A 19,607-nucleotide genomic window follows, 5' to 3' on the forward strand; every position below is an offset into this window, starting at 1 on the left:
CCGTTTTCTTATTTTGTTGACAGGCCAGGTTCATTAAATAAGGGAGTATTTAAAAATCTGGAAAGTATCAATCAGCGGGAAGATTTCGATGAACGCGATGCGAGCATACCGCTTTTTTACATCATGAGGGGGATGAGCGTGTTGAATAACGATATAGAAAGCTTTCTCCAAACGACATTTAATGACCTACATCATCATGCGGAAGTGAGTTGGAAAGAAGTTTGGACGACCGAATATATCAAGCGGCTTTTAACTGATTGGGGGTTAAAACCTATCACTTTTGATGATCTGACGGGCCTTTATGTGGATATCGGAAGCGGGTCTCCGGTTGTCGGGTTAAGAGCGGATATAGATGCGCTCTGGCAGGAAGTCGGCGGTGAAATGCGGGCCAATCATTCCTGTGGCCATGACGCGCACATGACCATGGCTCTCGGTGTCATTCAAGAACTGTTGAATAAAAAAATTCCAAAAGGCACGGTCCGTGTGATTTTTCAACCGGCTGAAGAAACCGGAAAAGGCGCATTGGAGATGGTTAAGCGCGGCGTCGCCGATGACCTTGATTTTTTATACGGCGTTCATTTGCGTCCGGAAAATGAATTGCCGAACGGTTATGCCGGATCATCCATTCGCCATCATGCCGCTTGTTTTATAAAAGGCACAATTGACGGGGAAGACGCTCACGGGGCAAGGCCTTATATGGGGCCGAGCGCTTTTCAAGTCGGAAGTGACTTCGGCTCGAAAATAGAGCGCCTTTCATTAAAAACGTTTGAATCGTACTCCGCCAAAATCACGCAATTTCAGACGATCGGGCAAAATCCTAACATCATCGCTGGGAAGGCCGAATTCAGCATCGACTTGCGCGCACAAACGAATGAGTTAATGGATGCGCTGATCGAAAAGATATTTGCTTTGGCAGATGGGCTTTCCCGTTACTACGGCGTGCCGATTCATTTAAAAAAGGAAGCGTTTGTGGCAGCGGCAGTGGTCGATCGTGAGGCGGAGACTTTTATGAAAGAAGCGATCGAAGAAACGTTAGGAGCGAAATATATGGCCGGCGCTATAAAATCGACGGGCGGTGATGACTTCCATTTCTATACTGTGGAAAAACCTAAACTCAAGGCGACGATGCTAGGCTTAGGTTGCGGCCTGAAACCTGGGCTGCATCATCCCGATATGACTTTTGACCGACGGGCGCTTCTTGCGGGTGTCCGCATTTTAACCCGCGTTGTGATGAAGACTTTGGAAAGTTTTGGCAAGGGAGGTGAGCGGCATGGGTGACATCCGTCTCAAAAATTTAACATCATTGGATGAATTAAAACAAGTGCAAGAACTTGAAGAAGCCGTTTGGGGTATGCCCCCTATTCCTGTTCATCAAACGCTGACAGCCATAAAGAATGGTGGCGTGATGATCGGTGCTTTGGACGGCGAGCGGCTGGTCGGTTTCAATTATGGGTTTCCCGGTTTTAAAAATGGGGAGCATTATCTGTGTTCACACATGATGGGCATTCATAAAGACTATCGAAAAAGGGGCATCGGTTATGCTTTAAAAATGAAACAAATGGAGGAAGCTCGAAGACTCGGGTATTCTATAATTACATGGACTTTTGACCCGTTGGAAAGCGTGAACGGCTACTTGAACTTAACAAAATTGAGAGGCATTGCAGCTAGTTTCATAGAGAATTTGTATGGGGATTTGGATGATGATTTGAATGCCGGGCTCGAGACGGATCGCTTTCAAGTCGAGTGGCGGATCAATAGTGACTATGTTCGTCATAGCCCAGAGTTGGCTATAGGCGATTTACATAGAGTTATCGATATCAAAACCGACCACCGCCGCCTACCGAAACTTTCAGATTTTCATCTTGAGACTTTACCTCAGATTTCGGAAGAAGAGGGCTGGTTAGTCCCCATCCCCAGCACTTTTCAGGAATTGAAAAAGAAAGATGTGTCCTTGGCCCGGGATTGGCGAAAGAAAACAAGGCAAATTTTTCAACACTTGATGTCCGAAGGTTTTGTAGGGGTTAAAGTGCTGAGAGAAAAAGATGCTGTAATCAGTGACTATGTATTCGTCAAACGCAGTTTGTTAAGGTTATAAAAAGAAGATGAAAGAAATAGGTGAGATGGATGGGCGATTTACAACTTCAAAAAATAGTTTTAAGAAGACTTCAAATGGGGTTAAAAGCACCGTTTTCCACAAGTTTCGGAACCATACACTATCGCGATTTTTTCATTATTGAAGCAATTGACCGCGATGGTTTAAGCGGCTGGGGGGAATCGGTCGCTTTCGACGCTCCATGGTATAGCGAGGAAACGGTGGTCACCAATGAACATGTGATGATTGATTTTCTGATCCCACTTCTACGTCAAGGGCCGATCAGCCACCCAGATGATTTGGGTGAAAGGTTTTCCGCTATCCGCCGCAATAATATGGCAAAAGCTGCGATCGAAGGTGCCATCTGGGACCTCTATGCGAAACAACAAGGCTTGCCTCTTTCGGAAGCGTTGGGAGGTAGTAAAAAACAGATCGAGGTTGGCATCAGTTTAGGTATCCAAAAGGATGTGGAGACCTTGCTGGACCAAATCGGCGCCGCGCTGGATGAAGGTTATCGGCGGATTAAAATTAAAATCAAGCCAGGTTGGGATGTGGATGTCTTAAGGCGCGTTCGGGAGGTGTTTCCAGATATCCCCCTTATGGCGGATGCGAATTCGGCTTACACGCTTAAAGAAATGGATCATCTTAAACAATTGGATCATTTTGACTTGCTGATGATTGAGCAACCTTTGGCTCATGATGACATCATTCAGCATGCGCGGCTTCAGCGCGAGTTGAAAACACCGATCTGTCTAGACGAAAGCATCCATTCCTTTGGCGATGCCAAAAACGCGGTGGAACTGGGGAGCTGCCAGATTATCAATATTAAAATCGGACGCGTTGGTGGTTTAACAGTTGCCAAACGCATTCATGACTTTTGCCAGGCACATGACATTCCGGTATGGTGCGGCGGGATGCTTGAAGCAGGCGTCGGGCGCGCGCATAACATCGCGATCACAACCTTGCCGCAGTTTACGCTCCCCGGGGATACATCGGCTTCCGCCCGCTATTGGGACAAGGATATTATTACGCCGGAAGTCACGGTGCATGACGGCCTGATCCAAGTCCCGAAAAAGCCTGGCATCGGTTATGAGGTTGATCAAGAAGCTTTGGAATTTTACACAGTTGATGTTTTGAGCTTTGAACTGTGAACTGAAGATGAGATTTTCTATTTAAACATGGGAAAACCGGAGATGAGCCAGTCCATTTCCGGTTTTTTTAATTTTTTATTACTATGTTGATCAAAGGACAAATCACATAAAAATTTGCTTAAGTTATTGTTCTGAAAATATAGAATGGTTTCCAACTGGTGGTAAATCGCTAAAACCTGCGGGTAAGCAGTTGAAACTCGCAAACCAAAAGACCAATTCTATTGGAAAGACGGAGAAATCTGCTGGTAATCAAACGAAACTAAGCCTCCAACTCCAGCGATGAACGCTCAAAAACAAGATGTAAAGGGGAATCCCCCGCGGAATTCCCCTTGCTTTTTATTATTTTTTTGTATAAAAGGGCAAATCAGTATAGCCCATTTCCCGAACATAGACAAAGAGCTGTCCTTTATGATGGATTTCATGGTCGATGCCCAATCGGAAAAAGGCGTTTGCTTTCATTTTTTTCCCGAGAATGTCGGTGACATCCAACTCGCGTTCCCAGTCTTCATCGGTCATTCCTTGAATGAGCGCTAATGTTCTTTCGGTCAGTGATTCGGCCAGTTCTTGAAGGCTCGCCTGGGGGACTTCTGTTTTTTCTTTGAAGAGGCTCGGATTCCCAGTGCTTGCAACTCGTACAAATTTATAAGTCGTTGTGAGAATATGTACGGCCAGTTGTTTTGCCGACATCGAGGTAGGCGTTGGCTGATACGCTTCCTGTTCAGGTTTAATTTTCCCGATCAATGCATTCGTCACGTCACGATGGCTTTTAAACAGGGCAATCATTTGGTCTGTTTGACTCACGCTATATTCCTCCTTAGGAAACTTCATTTATGCATTAAATTTTAGCACTAACCTTGAACTTTTATAAGAGAATATACTCACCTTCATCATTGTTTGAGAGCAAAAACTTTTTGTATTGATAAGAAAGGCCTTCATTTTTAGGTTCATAAGATGAACTAAGGCTCCGCCATCGCCTTCATGGCTAAGCAGAGCCTAGATTTTATAAAATCTGATTATTTATGAATGCGAGAACTTCTGTTTCATCCAATTTTTCCCTTCTGTCAATCGGGCAACCAACATACTGGCTACATTATCCCCGATAGCATTGACGAGGGTTGCTGGCGGGTCGACAACAGATCCGAGAACAGCCAAAATCGGAAGAGCGGCTGTAGGGAATCCGTACATGGTTACAATTAACATTTCACCGACAAAACCACCGCCGGGGATGCCGCTCATGACCATACCGCTTAAAAGTGCAATGCCGATTGCAATTAAAAAGGCGGATATGGAATGAAAGTCTTTGTTAAAAATACCGAACAAAAAGGAGATTTTCAGAATGGCGCTTAAACAGCTCCCGTCCATATGTATCGTTGCGCCGATTGGAATGACCGTCTCCCGGATATCTTTCGGCACCCCGGTTTTTTCCGCAGCGGCGATATTGCTGGGGATCGTCGCGACACTGCTCGATGTACCGAGGGCGACGGCTGCTGGAGATAAAATATTTTTCCAAAATGTGCGAACGCCCAAACCACCTCCGGCCAAGAACGCATAAAACGTAAAACCAATAAAGAAATAAAGGATGGAGACCGGGTAATAAATCACAACGGCTCGGAAATAGTCACCTAAAAGAGTCGGGCCGAAAATACCGACAAGTGTCGCAAAATAGGCTCCTAGACCAATTGGTGCATAATACATGACGAGACTGACAAGCTTCATAGAAACATCCGATGCCGAGGTTAAAAATTTGGCAAAAGGTCGACCGCTTTCACCTGACATATTGGTGGCAAGACCTACGAGGCCGCTAAACACAATAAGCGCGAGCATATTGCTTTTAGATAAAATCGCTGGAAAGTCATTGACGCTTAGAGCCGCTACCACTTGTTCTAGGAATGGCTGGCTTTTTTGTTTTGCCGCTTCGGTTAAGTCGATATGCACCCCGCTAGCAGGTGGGAAGATTAATGTAACAATGAGCATAATGATACTGGCGATGATGCCAGTAATAGCAAAAATGAGCAACATATAACCAATAATTTTACCTACCCGTTTGGCGCTATCCATATTCGCAATAGCTGAGGATATGCTAAAGAACACCAGCGGCACAACAATGGTGAACATCGCGTTTAAAAATAAATCTCCGAGCGGTTTTATGACTTGTGTGTCTTTCCCGAAAATGAGACCAACAAATACGCCAATGATAATGGATGTAAGTAATATAATAGGGAAACGATAAGATTTTAAGACACTCATATAACGGCCCCTTTCCATTCTATTTAAAATCTTTTAATGGGCGTAGCAACGGTCAATAAGTGGCCAGGAAACAACCAGAACATAGAACCCTATATAAAGAGCTCCGCCATTTTATGGGTTTGTCTTCTGCGCCTATATTATGATTTTAGTACATATATTGGGTGATTTAAATGTTTTGATGGGTAAGTTTGTTTGGCCATCCAGCTGCTTTAAGTGCTTACGGACATCCGAATGCATTAGAAAAAACAACCATTAGAATACGTTCGAATTTTTTTATACTGGTAAGAACGTTTATTATTCTTTAGGCAGAATAATGACAACTAAGGCTCTGCCATTGCCCAAAAGGCTTGGTAGTGCCTAATTTTTTTACCTCGGTGCTTCCGTTCTTTTACCCATATGTTGGTTGCGGGCGAACGAAAAAATAGAGTTTTTCAAAATAACGATGACAAAACGTTCTTCATGTTAAAATCATGTTAGTTTTTAAGATTAGCTTGAAGGTGATGGCATGATAAAAAAGTGGTTGGATTGGCTGCTTGTTTTAATCTGGTGTGGAATGATTTTTTATTTTACAAGTTCGCCCTTATTTACCGGAACGCATACGGCCCATTGGATTAGGGAGATGATGACATACTTTCACATCGGAAGTGGGGCTCATATAGATGACGGAATGTTTTCTTGGAATTATGTGATTCGCAAACTTACCCATTTGACCGTTTTTGGTATCCTTGCTTTTCTGATATGGAGAGCGCTTGTACCGCAACGCCACGCGAAAGGCTGGGCGTGGCTGCTAACGACGCTTTATGCAGCAACCGATGAATGGCATCAGTCCTTTCAACCCGGGCGCTCACCGAAAGTGACAGATGTGGCGATCGATGCGTGCGGCGCTCTTATTGCTTTGTTTGTGATGATCCCAATATTCATTCATAAGAAAAAAGGCCGCAACGACTAAGCGTGCGGTTTTTTTTGCTTAGGCCAGGAATTTATTTTTCAGGAAGATATAAAGGTAACTGAAGCTATACTTTCACCCAAAGGGGTTGGCTGAGCTTTATACCAGTGGCAACTGACCTCCTACACTAAAATCGCTAATCCCCCATGATTATATTTGACAATCGATGGTTAATCTAATGGCAAAATCAAACTTATGTAGGTGTGGGTATGAATCATCGCTTTATTAGAATTTCACATAACAGTGTCCGCCCATTGTTAGAAGCAAGGCTCGGACAATGAGCGGATTTGAAGTGAAAGTTTATGTTCTGGTCAATTGTTATGCATGATTAACTATAGACGTTTACAGGAGCCCCTATCCACTAATTCAGGTGTCATAGATTGGATGAGGGGGACAGGTGCATTAGGTTCTTCGATTAGCTGAAGAAGAGAGTAAACAATCTTTGAAGCAAGCTTATCTATAGGAACACCAATGCTGTTTAACGGAGTTTCCAAATTTGCCATTTGGGGGATATTATCATAAGCAATAATCGAAATATCATTAGGAATTTCCAAATTCGCTTCTTTAACTGCCCTAAGTACTCCTGCGCTTATATCATAACTTGACGCGATAATCGCGGTCGGCAAAATAGATTTTTTTAAAAGTGTTTTTGCGGCTAAATATCCATTGTACAAATTTAATCCATTTGTATCAATGATAAAGTTCTTATTAACTCGAATATGGGCGTTTTTCATCCCTTCAAGAAACCCCAAATATTTTTCTTTTTGCCTCGGATCATTTATAGATAGGTGACCAATAAATGAAATATCTTCATGTCCCAAACTTTTTAAATAGTTGACAGACATACTGATAGCTTTTTTATGGTTAACATCTACAACAGGATATGGGTTATTATTTGGAACACTGTATGATAATATAGGAACACTGGATAAGAGCATTGGATCAATATTAGATTTTTCTTCCTCTTCAAAAAGTATGATGCCGTCAACTTGAAAACGCGCTAACATCTCAACGGAGGTATGGAAGTCGCTTATAGATAAAATCATGGAATAAGAATTTTCTTCAATTATTTGATTTATTCTGGTTACAAGAGATGATAAGGCTATTCTCTCAATAGTTGGCCAAACTACTCCAATTATACGGCTTTTTTTTGAAACTAGATTTCTAGCTGAAATATTAGGTTGATAGCCGAGTTTTTTAGCTACCTCCAGAATTTTTCTTTTTGTATCTTCCTTTACAAGTGGGCTGTTGTTAAGTGCCTTCGAAACCGTTGAATAACTGACTCCCGATACTTTTGCAATATCTTTTATTGTTATGCGCATAATACACTCCTCACTTCAAAAAAATTTTTAAATTTTTTAATCCAAGTATTGATTTTCTTAAGAATATAAGTTACTATTCAGAATAACAACGTTGTTATTATATTATAATGTTTAATTATTTGAGGCAATAATTAACAACAAAGAAATTCGACAAAAAAGTGAAAAACCCTTGTTAAATCAACATTTTTTTGTTATTCAGTAGACCCTAATTAAGGTTCATCCTGATGATAATGTAGTAATTACACTCAAACCAAGAAAACAAGGGGAAACGATATCTGTTGATGATAAAATAATAACTCTTATCAGTGATATTCCCGTGGGACACAAGATAGCTATTAAAAATTTAAATAAAAATAACAACGTTTTCAAATACGGGTCACCTATCGGCAAAGTTACAGAAGATGTTAAAGCCGGAGACTGGGTTCATAGCCACAATATGAAAACAAATTTAGAGGGACTTTCTGAATACAAATATCATCCGATTCAAAGGAAAATAAAATTAATAAACACGCACAGAACTTTTAAGGGGTATGTCCGGGAAAACGGGGAAGTGGGCGTCCGCAATGAAATATGGGTGATTAATACAGTCGGCTGTATTAATAAAACAGCTGAAATTTTAGTGAAAATAGCAAATCAAACCTATCATCATCAGAATTTAGATGGTATTTATAGTTTCCCTCATCCGTTTGGCTGCTCTCAATTAGGGGACGATCTTCATAACACTCAAAAGATTTTGGCTAATCTTGTAAGACATCCCAATGCCGCAGGTGTACTAGTAATAGGGCTCGGCTGCGAGAATAATAATCTTTCAGAGTTTAAAAAGGTAATTGGTGATTATGATGAAAAACGTGTTAAGTTTTTATCTATACAATCCGTTGATGATGAACTTGAAGCCGGGCTTAAACTTATCGGAGAATTAGTAGATTATGCCGTGACTTTTTCACGTCAGGATGTCCCTGTTTCAAAATTAATTGTTGGTTTAAAGTGCGGGGGTTCTGACAGTTTATCAGGAATTACCGCAAATCCATTGGTAGGGAAATTTTCGGATGAATTAATCTCGCAAGGAGGAACCACGATCTTAACAGAGGTACCTGAAATGTTCGGCGCTGAACATCTTTTGATGCAAAGAGTTGAAAGTGAAGAGGTTTTTAAAAAAATGGTTCAGTTAATCAATGGATTTAAGGAGTATTTTATAGAGCATAAACAACCGATTTACGAAAACCCCTCTCCAGGAAATAAAGATGGCGGCATTACGACATTAGAAGAGAAATCACTTGGATGTATCCAAAAAGGAGGCTTTGCAAATATCGTTGATGTCATTCCATATGGGGAGCGTGTGACCAAAAATGGATTAAACGTTGTGCAAGGACCGGGGAATGATTTAGTGTCAGTTACTGCGTTGACTGCTGCCGGTGCCCAAATTGTTTTGTTTACAACAGGTAGAGGAACACCGTTCGGAGGCCCGGTTCCAACCGTTAAAATATCAACAAATACTGCGCTATTTAATAAAAAGAAAAATTGGATTGACTATGATGCGGGTCAATTGGCAGGGATAACAGATTTAGAAACACTGGAAAAGGACTTTTTCGACTATATTATTAGTCTAGCTTCAGGAGAAAAACGGGCAAAAAATGAGCTTTATGGATTTAAGGAAATTGCCATTTTTAAGGATGGCGTCACGCTTTAAGATGAAAGTAATTTTTGAGGTGTTCTAATTGGATCAATTAAATGCACGGCTAGTTAAGGATAAAAATTTATTCCCGGATTTTAATTTTGAACAACTACCGGAAAAAGTCATTCAATTTGGTGAAGGTAATTTTCTTCGCGGCTTTGTTGATTGGATGATTCATGAAATGAATCGTCAAGGGGTATTTAATGGTAGAGTTGTAGCAATACAACCGACCCCCCATGGGAAGGTTGTTCCAAAACTTAACGAACAGGATGGCCTTTATACACTTATTTTAAGAGGATTGGTAAATGGGGAAATGGTAGAAACTACCCAAATCATTACTTCCATCAGTAGAGGGATTAACCCATATGAGAAGTGGAATGAAGTCTTAAAGGTTGCCGAAAATCAGGACATCGAATTTGTTTTCTCAAACACAACAGAAAATGGATTGGTGTATAAAAAGGAAGATTATATCACCGGTAAAGCACCATCATCTTTTCCGGGAAAACTCACAGCTTTCCTATATCACCGTTTTATTAGTCAAAAGTCCGGGATGGTCATTATTCCTTGTGAATTAGTAGAAAACAATGGCACTCTCTTAAAACAAATTGTTTTAAAGATTATTGATGATTGGGAGTTTCCTAACAGCTTTAAAAAATGGATTGAACAAGAGAATATATTTTGTAATACGTTAGTGGATCGGATTATCACAGGTTTTCCGTCAGTGGAAATAGAGCAAATCAACGCGTCATTAGGTTACTATGACAAACTTTTGACTGTTGGTGAACCCTATCATCTTTTCGCTATCGAAAGTCATCAAGACTTATCGGAAAAAATTCCTTTTCAAAAAGTCGGATTAAATGTTCAATGGGGAAATGTGGCGCCTATTCGTGAATTAAAGACACGCATATTAAATGGGGCACATACTATGATGTTTGCCATAGGTTTATTAGCGGGGAAAGCAACAGTTTATGAGGCAATGCAAGATGAAAGCATAAGACACTTTATTTTAAAAGCTGTTGAAAGCGATATTTTGCCTTATGTGAATTTCATTAAAAATAATAAAGAAGATTTCGCAAAGAAAACCTTTGACAGATTTTTAAATCCATATATCAAACATTATTTGATTGATATAGGGCAAAATAGTTTATCTAAATTTAAATCAAGATTATTACCTACTTTAAAAGAATCATATGAATCTGAAGTAAATAGTTTCTCTAAATTCGTTACTTTTTCATTATCCGCTTTACTTTTACTATATCGACCTTTAAAAGTGGAAGGCGACTATTTTATCGGTAAATGGAAAGAAAAACAATATAGGATTAGGGATCGTCCGTTCTATATTCAATTTCTAGAAGAAGTGTGGAAATCGGGAACGAATTTAGAGGACATTATCCGAAGGATCCTTTCGGAACAAAGCATGTGGAGTATCGACCTTACTCGATTTGAAGGTTTGGAAGATTTAACAAGGGAATATATGCTGCTGATAGAAAAAGAAGGTATCGATCGAGCTTTAAAACTATTTTTGAAAGCGTTGTCCTAACAGTTTTTTAACGGAGGTATATAAAATGTCATCATTGCACTTCAAGGCAAACTTCATAGAGGGCTACCAAGAAATCATTAGCGAGAACTTTGACCAATTAAATTATCTCGCCCTTGGAAAAATATCTTTAAAAAAGGGTGGTGAATTTCAAGGGCATACCGGTGGTTATGAAACCGTTCTGGTGATATTAACTGGAACAGCATCCGTTTCTTGTAAAGATAAGAGCTGGTCGGGTCTCGGAGGAAGAAAAACAGTGTTTGATGGCAAAGGAACGGCAATTTACGTACCATGTCAAACCGAGTATAAAGTTGTAGCTGAAAGCGATGTACATATTGCTGTATGTAAAGCAAAGGCGGAGCAAAAGTTTGAACCATTTGTCGTAAAACCTGATGATGTCATCGTTAATCATCGTGGGAAAGAAAGTTGGACGAGAGAAGTCCATGATTTGATTCCGGACAGCCTCGAAAATAAGGTTCAACGCATTATTTTAGGCGAAACATTTAACGAAGCCGGAAAGTGGTCGAGTTATCCTCCTCATAAGCATGATGTCGAGAATCCGCCGGAAGAAGTATATCTTGAAGAAATTTATTACTATCAGCTTGATCCTGAACAAGGCTTCGGTGTGCAAATGCATTATACGGAAGACGGGGAAATTGATGATGCTTTTATAGTAAGACATGGCGACAGCTTTGCCATTAACAAAGGTTATCACCCGGTCGTTGCGGCAGGTGGGTACAAGCTGTATTATTTATGGTTCTTAGCAGGTAAATCCAACAGAGTTTTAAATCCCAAAGATGAAGAAAAACATCTTTGGTTAAAATAAAAACTTTCTAAAAACCAGGAGGAAATAAAATGAAAAGGCTTTTATTTCTAGGTTTGTCAATTATCTTTATTCTAGGATTAACCGCATGTGGAAGTAATTCAACTAAGACGGGGGGTGATAAAGATTCATCTGGAGGTAGTAAAACAATGACATTAAAACTTTCGGATGACCAACCTGAGGATTATCCAACTGTAATTGGTGATAAGGCTTTTGCAAAAGAAGTTGAGGAAAAAACAAATGGACGCATCAAAATTAAAGTGTATGCAAGTGGACAACTAGGTGCTGAAAATGATGTGGCACAGCAAGTGCAATTAGGTGCAGTAGATTTAATTAGAATTAACGGTGCGCCTTTGGCAGAATTTGATCCAGATATGGGCGTTTTGTCTATGCCTTATCTTTTTAAGTCCGATGATCAGAAGTGGGATGTATTAAATGGTCAAGTTGGTCAAGATTTATTAGATACATTAAAATCCGCTAAAATGGTTGGTTTAACTTACTATGATTCAGGTGATCGAAGTTTTTATAATTCAAAACACCCAGTTAAAAAGCCGGAAGATCTCAAAGGATTAAAGATACGGGTACAACAATCGAAGTTGTTTATTGATTTAGTAAATTCATTGGGTGCCTCCGCAACTCCGATTGATTATTCAGAAGTTTATTCCTCATTGGAATCCGGCGTTATCGATGGTGCTGAGAATAACTTACCAAGTTACTTTACAACAAACCATTATAAGGTGGCTAAATACATTACAATGGATAAACATTCAGGAGTTCCTGAGGTCTTAATCGCTTCCCAAAAATTATGGGATAAATTAAGTGATGAAGATAAAAAAATATTCAAAGAAGCTGCGAAAAACTCCCAAAAGATTGAAAAGGAAGCTTGGAGAAAATTAGAGGAAAAATCTAAAGAGGAAGTAGAAAAGGGCGGCGCTCAATTTACCGAAGTAAAAGATATCACACCTTGGAGAGAAGCGGTTCAGCCATTGTATGACAAATACGGAAAACAATATCAAGAGTGGATTGATAAAATTCAAGCCGTTAAATAATTAGATATTGTCGTCTCCTCTTTTTGGTAAGTAAATCGAAAATTAAATGCTCCAAAAAAGAGGAGACTAAGTTTTAGTTATTAACAAGATGGTTTTCCAATTTTAAAGCAGGAGGCATTCTCATGAAGGCAGTATCTAAAATACTAAAGCTATTGGATGGCCTTGTGAATATCGCTGCTATGATTTTGCTCTCGGCAATGACAGTAATTGTATTCTATCAGGTAATTACAAGATATGTATTTAATTTCTCAACTACTATTTTACAGGTATTCACATTAGTGTTCCTCGTTTGGTTTGGAATATTGGGTATTGCCATTGGCTTTAGAGACCATCTGCATATTGGGATTGAAATGGTCTACAATCATTTACCAAAATTCTTAAGGAGCATATGTGATGCTCTAAGTTCATTATTAACAATCGGTGTGGGTGTTATTTTTTTTGTAGAAGGGATTAATTTTGTAAAATTATCCTCGCTTTCATCGTTACCAGGAACCAAATTTTCTTCAAGCTTTTTATATATATGTATACCAGTTTGTGGAGCACTTATGATTATTTACGGTCTAAGAACATTTATAAAGTTATTTGTTACAAGCAGTAATGGGTTTAACGGGAAGGTGTGATAGTTTTGGCTGTTGCTATATTATTTATTATATTTATTGTTCTCATTCTACTTAGAGTGCCTATTGCATTATCTTTAGTGGTTTCTTCACTAGCAACAGGGTTATATTTGGGCTTATCGCTTGAGACGCTTATGCAGCGCATGGTTGGAGGATTGAATTCCTTTTCACTCTTGGCCATTCCTTTCTTTATCCTTGCGGGGGAAATTATGAATGAAGGCGGTATTTCCGTCCGTTTAATAAACTTATCAAATGTAATTATAGGAAAAATCAGAGGTGGGCTGGCGCTAGTTAACGTGTTGACAAGTACTTTTTTTGGCGGTATTTCCGGTTCTTCAGTAGCCGATTCCTCTTCAATCGGATCGGTCATGATACCTATGATGAAGAAGAAAGGCTACGATACGGATTATTCTGTAGCTGTAACGGTATCTGGTGCTGGTCAAGGCGTTATCATTCCTCCGAGTCATAATATGATTATTTATGCAATGGCAGCTGGCGGTGGGGTATCGATCGGCGGATTATTCATAGGTGGTATTATTCCGGGAGTTCTTCTTGGTATTGCTGTAATGATTGCGGCCTACATTATTGCCGTGAAGCGAAATTATCCAAAAGGTGAGCCGGTAAAAAGAGAAGATATTCCGAAGATTCTTAGAGACGGGTTATTAGGGTTACTAACTCCAATCATCATAATTGGTGGAATTGTCACCGGGATATTTACCGCAACTGAGTCAGCGGCTGTTGCCACTGTATACGCTTTTATCATTACCTTTTTTGTTTACCGTGATATACCACTTTCTCATATGAAAGTTATTTTAATGAAAAGTATTAAAACTTTATCTATGGTTTTATTCTTAATTGCCGCTTCATCGCCGTTTGGCTGGTTATTAGCTTTTCTTGATGTACCGGCGATGATTACGAATCTATTGGTTAATATTTCAGACAATAAGATTATAGTGTTTTTACTCATCAACTTAATTCTATTACTGCTTGGCTGTATTATGGATATGGCCCCTTTGATTTTGATTACAACACCGATTCTCCTACCTGTCGTTACCGATTTTGGTATGGATCCAGTTCAATTTGGCGTCATGCTTATTTTGAATTTAGCTATCGGGTTGGTTACCCCTCCGGTTGGGTCTTCCCTTTTTGTCGGAAGCGCTATAGGGGGAATACCGATAGAAAAAGCCACTAAGGCATTAATGCCCTTTTATGCGGCTATGATTATTGTCCTATTGCTAGTCACATTTATTCCTGAACTTGTTATGTTCTTACCAAAGATAACTGGAACACTGTAAACAGATTGAAATAAATAAACTGGTGAATAAAAATATTATGTTCTAAGGTGGGAGACATTTGCTTAAAGATGATTTTAACCTCAAGGTAAATAAAATTAGGCATCTATTGAACGAAATACAAAAGGATGGGTTAATCCTTACTACGCAGCATAGTTTTGCTTGGTTAACGGGTGGACGAGGATTTATCAATACAGCAACATCAGAAGCCTGTTGCAAAATTTTGATAACCCATTCATCAGCACTATTAATCGTTAATAATATTGAAAAAGAGAGGTTAAAGTCCGAAGAAGGATGTGGATTGTTTGATGAGGTTTTATCATTTAATTGGTATGAAAACTGCGGAGAAAATTGTTTAATACATTCATTAACCAAAAAGATAGACATAGCTTTTGAGTCCGATGTTGAAGAAGAATTATTATTAATCAGGACCCGCCTAACCCCATATGATATTGAACGTTTTACCGAACTTGGACGCGATGCAGCCAATGTAATGGAATCTCTCTGTAATGAAGTAAAGAGAGGACAGACAGAGTGGGAAATTGCAGCACAGCTTTCTATGAAATGTAAACGTTTAAATATTGATCCAGTCGTTAATCTGGTTGCGTCTGACGAAAGAGTCTTTACTTACCGTCATCCATTGCCGACTTCCAAAACAGTTGATCGATATATTTTGTTGGCATTAGGAGCAAGGCGGCATGGACTCGTTGTTTCACTTTCACGTCTTGTTCATTTTGGTAGAGTTTCAGAAGAATTAAAAAGAAAGCAGGAAGCCGTAACGGCTGTTGATGCAGTCTTTATTGGAAATACAGTCCCGGGTGCATCTTATAATTCTATTTTTCGAAAAGGCATTGAAGAATATAAAAAACAAGGATTTCCCGAAGAATGGAAAAATCATCATCAAGGAGGATTAACGGGTTTTCGTTCAAGAGAACATAGAGTCACCCTTGATTCGAGATATCGAATTTATAAAAATCAAGCCTTCGCATGGAATCCAACGATTAGTGGGGTGAAATCTGAGGATACTATCATCACGAATTCGGAAGGACCTAAGGTGATAACACGTGCGGGAAATTTCCCAGAAATAGCTTTAAATGTGAATGGTCAAACAATCCATCGACCTTTAATTCTAGAAAGAGCATAGGTCTAGTCATTTTCATTGTTGAATAGAAAAGATTTATCAAAAGGTTATACATTCATGGAATACGTGATATCATGTGGTTTTTATGATTGGAGCGATCAGTATGAAAATGACCTTCAGATGGTACGGCGAAGGAAATGACTCAATTACGCTGAGTCAGATTAAGCAAATCCCTGGTGTCAGCGGAGTTGTTTGGGCGCTTCATGATGTTCCCGCCGGCGAGGAATGGCCGATGGACAAAATCCTCGAAGTGAAAGAACAAGCTGACAGATATAATTTAAACATTGATGTTGTGGAAAGCGTCAATGTCCATGAAGATATCAAGCTCGGGTTGCCGACGAGAGATCTTTACATTAAAAATTATAAAAGAACGATAGAGAAATTGGCTAAAGTCGGAGTTAAAGTGATTTGCTATAACTTTATGCCCGTCTTTGACTGGACAAGAACGGATTTAAATAAAGAGATGGAGGACGGTTCTACAGCTCTTTTCTATGAGAAGGCAAAAGCTGAAAGCATTGATCCTAATGAGTTGGTGGACACCATCGCTAACAATCCAGATTTTACAATGCCAGGTTGGGAACCTGAAAGATTGAGTCGACTGTCCGCGCTCTTTGAAGCATATAAAAATGTGACCGAGGAAGATCTTTGGAATAATCTTAAATATTTCTTGGAACAAATCATTCCGGTTGCAGAGGCCAATGAAATAAAAATGGCAATTCACCCAGACGATCCACCATGGCCGATTTTTGGACTGCCAAGAATCATCACAAATAAAGAAAATATCAAGAGGTTTTTAAAACTGGTTGACAGTCCCTATAATGGTATCACCCTATGTAGCGGGTCCCTTGGAGCGAATCCCAAAAATGATATTGTTGAGATGGTTTATGAATTTGCAGATCGCATTCCTTTTGCCCATATTAGGAATGTTAAAGTCTATGAAAACGGTGATTTCATAGAAACTTCCCATCGTACACAGGATGGGTCTGTTGATATTGCTGGAATTGTAAAAGCTTATCACGATGTCAAATTTACTGGTTATGTAAGACCCGATCACGGCCGTCATATTTGGGGTGAAAAATGCCGTCCAGGTTATGGTCTTTATGATCGTGCTTTAGGCATCATGTATCTCTGGGGTGTCTGGGATGCTCTCGAGAGAGGAGAGGAAAAAAGGCATGATCACCATTAACGAGAATTTAAAGGGGAAGGTAGCGGTTGTTACCGGCGGCAGCGGAGTACTATGCAGCACTATGTCAAAGGAACTGGCAAGGCATGGCGTAAAGATTGCTATTTTAAATTTGCGAAAAGAAAAAGGAGAGAAGGTCGCGAGCGATATCAGAAGTGCTGGCGGTGAAGCCATTGCCGTGCCTTGTGATGTGACGAATCGCGATAGTGTCATCCAGGCTGAGTCAGTTGTCAGAGAAGCGTTCGGCACGTATGAAATTTTAATCAACGGAGCCGGGGGTAATCATCCCAAAGGTACAACCACCCGCGATGTGTTCAATAGCGATGATTTATATGACAGTGGGATTAGAACGTTTTTCGATCTTGATGAGGAAGCATTCAACTTCGTTTTTAATTTGAACTTGCTCGGCACGCTTATTCCAACTCAAATTTTTTCGAAGCAAATGATCGGCCGTCCTGGAGCAGTCATTATCAATATGTCTTCTATGAGCGCGCCAAGCCCGATGACTCGAGTTCCAGCATATAGCGCTGCCAAAGCAGGCATAGAAAACATTACAAAATGGTTGGCGGTATATTTTGCCGAATCAGGCATTCGCGTTAATGCAATTGCACCCGGATTTTTCTTAACCGAGCAAAATAGAACCCTATTAACCAATGAGGATGGTTCGCTAACCGAAAGATCCCATAAAATTATTGCGCATACGCCAATGAGAAGATTCGGGAAACCAGAGGATCTCCTTGGAACATTGATTTGGCTTGTCAGTGAGGAAATGTCCGGTTTCGTAACAGGCATTACCGTGCCGGTTGACGGCGGATTTTTAGCATATTCCGGGGTTTAGTGCCCCGTTATTCTATTTAACAGAAAAAAAGACTGCTTGTGCAATCAAATGAGAGGGATTTATTTATGGATGTAGTGACACTAGGAGAAAGCATGGCTTTATTTACTCCCATAACTCAAGGGTACATGCGCTATGCGTCGATGTTTTCTTTGAAAATTGCGGGAGCTGAATCAAATGTTGCCATCGGATTGGCACGGCTTGGCCATCAATGTGGATGGATGAGCCGCCTAGGTAAAGATGAGTTTGGTAAGAAGATTTTAAATTTTATTCGTGGTGAAGGTGTCGATGTCAGTTGTGTGAGTTTTGATTCTTCGGCACCGACAGGTCTTTATTTTAAAGAAATCGTATCGGACAAAGAAATCAATATTCAATATTACAGAAAAGATTCCGCCGCGAGCCGGATGAAACCCTCTGATTTAAATGAGGCATATATTGCTCAGGCCAAATATCTCCACCTCACCGGCATAACACCGGCTTTGAGTGAGGGTTGCAAAGAAACAGTATATGCCGCAATAGAAATGGCCAAAAAAAATGGCGTTACTGTGATTTTTGATCCGAATATGCGTCGGCGATTATGGTCGGAAAAAGAAGCAAAAGAAGTGTTGCTTGATATTATTTCTAATGTTGATATTGTATTACCAGGTCAGGATGAGGCAATGGTCCTGTTTGGAGAATATGAACCCGAGGATATGGCACAACAATTCCTTGATCATGGTGTCGGTAGTGTTGTCCTTAAGCTGGGAGCTGAGGGAGCTTATTATAAAACAAACAAAGAATCCGGTTTCGTCAAAGCATTTCCTGTTGAGCGTGTCGTAGACCCTGTGGGTGCGGGAGACGGGTTTGCCGCTGGCTTCATTTCAGGACTCCTTGATGGACTTACTTTTGTTGAAGCGGTTAAGAGGGCTTGCGCGGTAGGAGCAATGGTTACCCAAATTAATGGCGATATTGAAGGCCTTCCTGAAAGGGAAAAATTGGAGAGGTTTATCAGCGGATCCTACCAAAAAGACGTCAATCGCTAAGGAGGAATTAGAAATGAGCACATTGATATTCATATATGATAACAAACTCGTCGCTGTTATTCGTGGGGCAAGCCCATCGAATATTGTTGATGTGGCAAGTGCATTGCGGGAAGGCGGCATTAATATCTTAGAAATTACTGCGGAAACACCAGGCTTTTTATCAATGATTGAGCAGGTAGCTAGTGCCTTTGATGATATATTGGTAGGGGCGGGAACAGTGTTAGATCCCGAAACCGCTAGAGTAGCGATATTGTCGGGTGCTAAATTCATCATTTCCCCCATTGTTAATCCGGAGACGATCAAATTAACAAAGCGGTATAATGTTGTTAGCATTTCGGGGGCGATGACGCCAACTGAAATTCTCACAGCTTATGAAAGCGGCGCAGATATTATAAAAGTTTTTCCAGCAAATATATTAGGACCGAGTTATCTAAAAGACGTACACGGCCCGCTACCACATATTCCTTTAATGCCGACCGGTGGTGTGAATTTGGATAATGTTCGGGAATATTTTAAAAACGGCGCTGTAGCCGTCGGTTTAGGCAGTTCCCTTGTTAATTTAAAACAAGGTGTAACCCAATCCCGCTTAAAAGAGATGAGGGAACTTGCTGCAAAATTTCGAGCGGCTGTAGATTAGGAACAGACGTTTGTCTTGTTTATGAATAATCAATCAACGAG

The 19,607-nt window shown here is 40.2% G+C and carries 18 protein-coding genes; 15 read left to right on the top strand and 3 right to left on the bottom strand.

Going from position 1 to position 19,607, the window contains the following annotated elements:
* Positions 1–132 precede the first annotated feature (132 nt).
* From H532_RS0106400 to menC, 3 genes are all read left to right on the top strand, one after another.
* Positions 133–1,278, top strand: a complete 1,146-nt coding sequence (locus tag H532_RS0106400) for an amidohydrolase (protein WP_027724802.1) — start codon at positions 133–135, stop codon at positions 1,276–1,278.
* Positions 1,271–2,095, top strand: coding sequence for a GNAT family N-acetyltransferase (locus H532_RS0106405; RefSeq protein ID WP_038111700.1), 825 nt, complete (start codon positions 1,271–1,273; stop codon positions 2,093–2,095). Before H532_RS0106400 ends, H532_RS0106405 begins: the two co-directional genes overlap by 8 nt.
* Before the next feature lie 74 nt (positions 2,096–2,169).
* Positions 2,170–3,243 (top strand): o-succinylbenzoate synthase, encoded by a 1,074-nt coding sequence (gene menC / locus H532_RS0106410; protein ID WP_425426237.1) that lies wholly within the window; start codon positions 2,170–2,172, stop codon positions 3,241–3,243.
* A gap of 339 nt (positions 3,244–3,582) precedes the next feature.
* Here menC and H532_RS0106420 read toward each other — a convergent pair whose 3' ends face one another.
* Positions 3,583–4,044, bottom strand: a complete 462-nt coding sequence (locus H532_RS0106420; RefSeq protein WP_027724806.1) for a DinB family protein — start codon at positions 4,042–4,044, stop codon at positions 3,583–3,585.
* A 216-nt stretch (positions 4,045–4,260) separates the two neighbouring features.
* Positions 4,261–5,490, bottom strand: coding sequence for a dicarboxylate/amino acid:cation symporter (locus H532_RS0106425; RefSeq protein WP_038111702.1), 1,230 nt, complete (start codon positions 5,488–5,490; stop codon positions 4,261–4,263).
* A gap of 505 nt (positions 5,491–5,995) precedes the next feature.
* Here H532_RS0106425 and H532_RS0106430 point away from each other — a divergent pair.
* On the top strand, positions 5,996–6,439 hold the full coding sequence (locus tag H532_RS0106430; RefSeq protein WP_027724808.1) for a VanZ family protein: 444 nt from the start codon (positions 5,996–5,998) through the stop codon (positions 6,437–6,439).
* A gap of 329 nt (positions 6,440–6,768) precedes the next feature.
* On the opposite strand, the gene H532_RS0106435 is transcribed toward H532_RS0106430, so the two are convergent.
* Positions 6,769–7,758, bottom strand: coding sequence for a LacI family DNA-binding transcriptional regulator (locus H532_RS0106435; protein ID WP_027724809.1), 990 nt, complete (start codon positions 7,756–7,758; stop codon positions 6,769–6,771).
* Positions 7,759–7,966: 208 nt separating this feature from the next.
* On the opposite strand from H532_RS0106435, the gene H532_RS0106440 reads away from it, so the two are divergent.
* The 11 genes from H532_RS0106440 to H532_RS0106490 all read left to right on the top strand — a co-directional run bounded on the left by H532_RS0106440 (position 7,967) and on the right by H532_RS0106490 (position 19,566).
* The gene (locus tag H532_RS0106440) at positions 7,967–9,445 is read left to right on the top strand and encodes a UxaA family hydrolase (RefSeq protein WP_027724810.1); all 1,479 of its coding nucleotides are present in this window, start codon (positions 7,967–7,969) and stop codon (positions 9,443–9,445) included.
* A 28-nt stretch (positions 9,446–9,473) separates the two neighbouring features.
* Complete coding sequence (locus tag H532_RS0106445; RefSeq protein WP_027724811.1) at positions 9,474–10,970, top strand: tagaturonate reductase; 1,497 nt, start codon at positions 9,474–9,476, stop codon at positions 10,968–10,970.
* Positions 10,971–10,995: 25 nt separating this feature from the next.
* Positions 10,996–11,793: a 5-deoxy-glucuronate isomerase gene (iolB, locus tag H532_RS0106450; RefSeq protein WP_027724812.1), complete on the top strand. Its 798-nt coding sequence runs from the start codon at positions 10,996–10,998 to the stop codon at positions 11,791–11,793.
* 29 nt (positions 11,794–11,822) lie between these two features.
* On the top strand, positions 11,823–12,839 hold the full coding sequence (locus tag H532_RS0106455; RefSeq protein ID WP_027724813.1) for a TRAP transporter substrate-binding protein: 1,017 nt from the start codon (positions 11,823–11,825) through the stop codon (positions 12,837–12,839).
* Positions 12,840–12,961: 122 nt separating this feature from the next.
* Positions 12,962–13,459: a TRAP transporter small permease gene (locus H532_RS19515; RefSeq protein WP_051263185.1), complete on the top strand. Its 498-nt coding sequence runs from the start codon at positions 12,962–12,964 to the stop codon at positions 13,457–13,459.
* A 5-nt stretch (positions 13,460–13,464) separates the two neighbouring features.
* Positions 13,465–14,751: a TRAP transporter large permease gene (locus tag H532_RS0106465; RefSeq protein WP_027724814.1), complete on the top strand. Its 1,287-nt coding sequence runs from the start codon at positions 13,465–13,467 to the stop codon at positions 14,749–14,751.
* A gap of 58 nt (positions 14,752–14,809) precedes the next feature.
* Positions 14,810–15,892: a M24 family metallopeptidase gene (locus H532_RS0106470; RefSeq protein WP_027724815.1), complete on the top strand. Its 1,083-nt coding sequence runs from the start codon at positions 14,810–14,812 to the stop codon at positions 15,890–15,892.
* A gap of 100 nt (positions 15,893–15,992) precedes the next feature.
* Positions 15,993–17,075: a mannonate dehydratase gene (gene uxuA, locus H532_RS0106475; protein ID WP_027724816.1), complete on the top strand. Its 1,083-nt coding sequence runs from the start codon at positions 15,993–15,995 to the stop codon at positions 17,073–17,075.
* Positions 17,062–17,910 carry an SDR family oxidoreductase gene (locus tag H532_RS0106480; RefSeq protein WP_027724817.1) on the top strand — a complete coding sequence of 283 codons (849 nt, stop codon included), beginning with the start codon at positions 17,062–17,064 and terminating at the stop codon, positions 17,908–17,910. The genes uxuA and H532_RS0106480 overlap by 14 nt, the downstream gene beginning before the upstream one ends.
* A 65-nt stretch (positions 17,911–17,975) precedes the next feature.
* Positions 17,976–18,929, top strand: coding sequence for a sugar kinase (locus H532_RS0106485; protein ID WP_027724818.1), 954 nt, complete (start codon positions 17,976–17,978; stop codon positions 18,927–18,929).
* 13 nt (positions 18,930–18,942) lie between these two features.
* Complete coding sequence (locus H532_RS0106490; protein ID WP_027724819.1) at positions 18,943–19,566, top strand: bifunctional 4-hydroxy-2-oxoglutarate aldolase/2-dehydro-3-deoxy-phosphogluconate aldolase; 624 nt, start codon at positions 18,943–18,945, stop codon at positions 19,564–19,566.
* The last annotated feature ends 41 nt before the right edge of the window (positions 19,567–19,607 follow it).

The sequence above is a fragment of the Tuberibacillus calidus DSM 17572 genome (genome assembly GCF_000430685.1).
Lineage (GTDB): Bacteria > Bacillota > Bacilli > Bacillales > Sporolactobacillaceae > Tuberibacillus > Tuberibacillus calidus.

Excerpts from the sequence above, each read along its gene's own strand:
- H532_RS0106455 (WP_027724813.1), top strand. The coding sequence starts at position 11,823 with ATGAAAAGGCTTTTATTTCTAGGTTTGTCAATTATCTTTATTCTAGGA.
- H532_RS0106480 (WP_027724817.1), top strand. The coding sequence starts at position 17,062 with ATGATCACCATTAACGAGAATTTAAAGGGGAAGGTAGCGGTTGTTACC.
- H532_RS0106490 (WP_027724819.1), top strand. The coding sequence starts at position 18,943 with ATGAGCACATTGATATTCATATATGATAACAAACTCGTCGCTGTTATT.
- H532_RS0106485 (WP_027724818.1), top strand. The coding sequence starts at position 17,976 with ATGGATGTAGTGACACTAGGAGAAAGCATGGCTTTATTTACTCCCATA.
- H532_RS0106425 (WP_038111702.1), bottom strand. The coding sequence starts at position 5,490 with ATGAGTGTCTTAAAATCTTATCGTTTCCCTATTATATTACTTACATCC.
- menC (WP_425426237.1), top strand. The coding sequence starts at position 2,170 with ATGGGGTTAAAAGCACCGTTTTCCACAAGTTTCGGAACCATACACTAT.
- H532_RS0106400 (WP_027724802.1), top strand. The coding sequence starts at position 133 with ATGAGCGTGTTGAATAACGATATAGAAAGCTTTCTCCAAACGACATTT.
- uxuA (WP_027724816.1), top strand. The coding sequence starts at position 15,993 with ATGAAAATGACCTTCAGATGGTACGGCGAAGGAAATGACTCAATTACG.
- H532_RS0106430 (WP_027724808.1), top strand. The coding sequence starts at position 5,996 with ATGATAAAAAAGTGGTTGGATTGGCTGCTTGTTTTAATCTGGTGTGGA.
- H532_RS0106435 (WP_027724809.1), bottom strand. The coding sequence starts at position 7,758 with ATGCGCATAACAATAAAAGATATTGCAAAAGTATCGGGAGTCAGTTAT.
- H532_RS19515 (WP_051263185.1), top strand. The coding sequence starts at position 12,962 with ATGAAGGCAGTATCTAAAATACTAAAGCTATTGGATGGCCTTGTGAAT.
- iolB (WP_027724812.1), top strand. The coding sequence starts at position 10,996 with ATGTCATCATTGCACTTCAAGGCAAACTTCATAGAGGGCTACCAAGAA.
- H532_RS0106405 (WP_038111700.1), top strand. The coding sequence starts at position 1,271 with ATGGGTGACATCCGTCTCAAAAATTTAACATCATTGGATGAATTAAAA.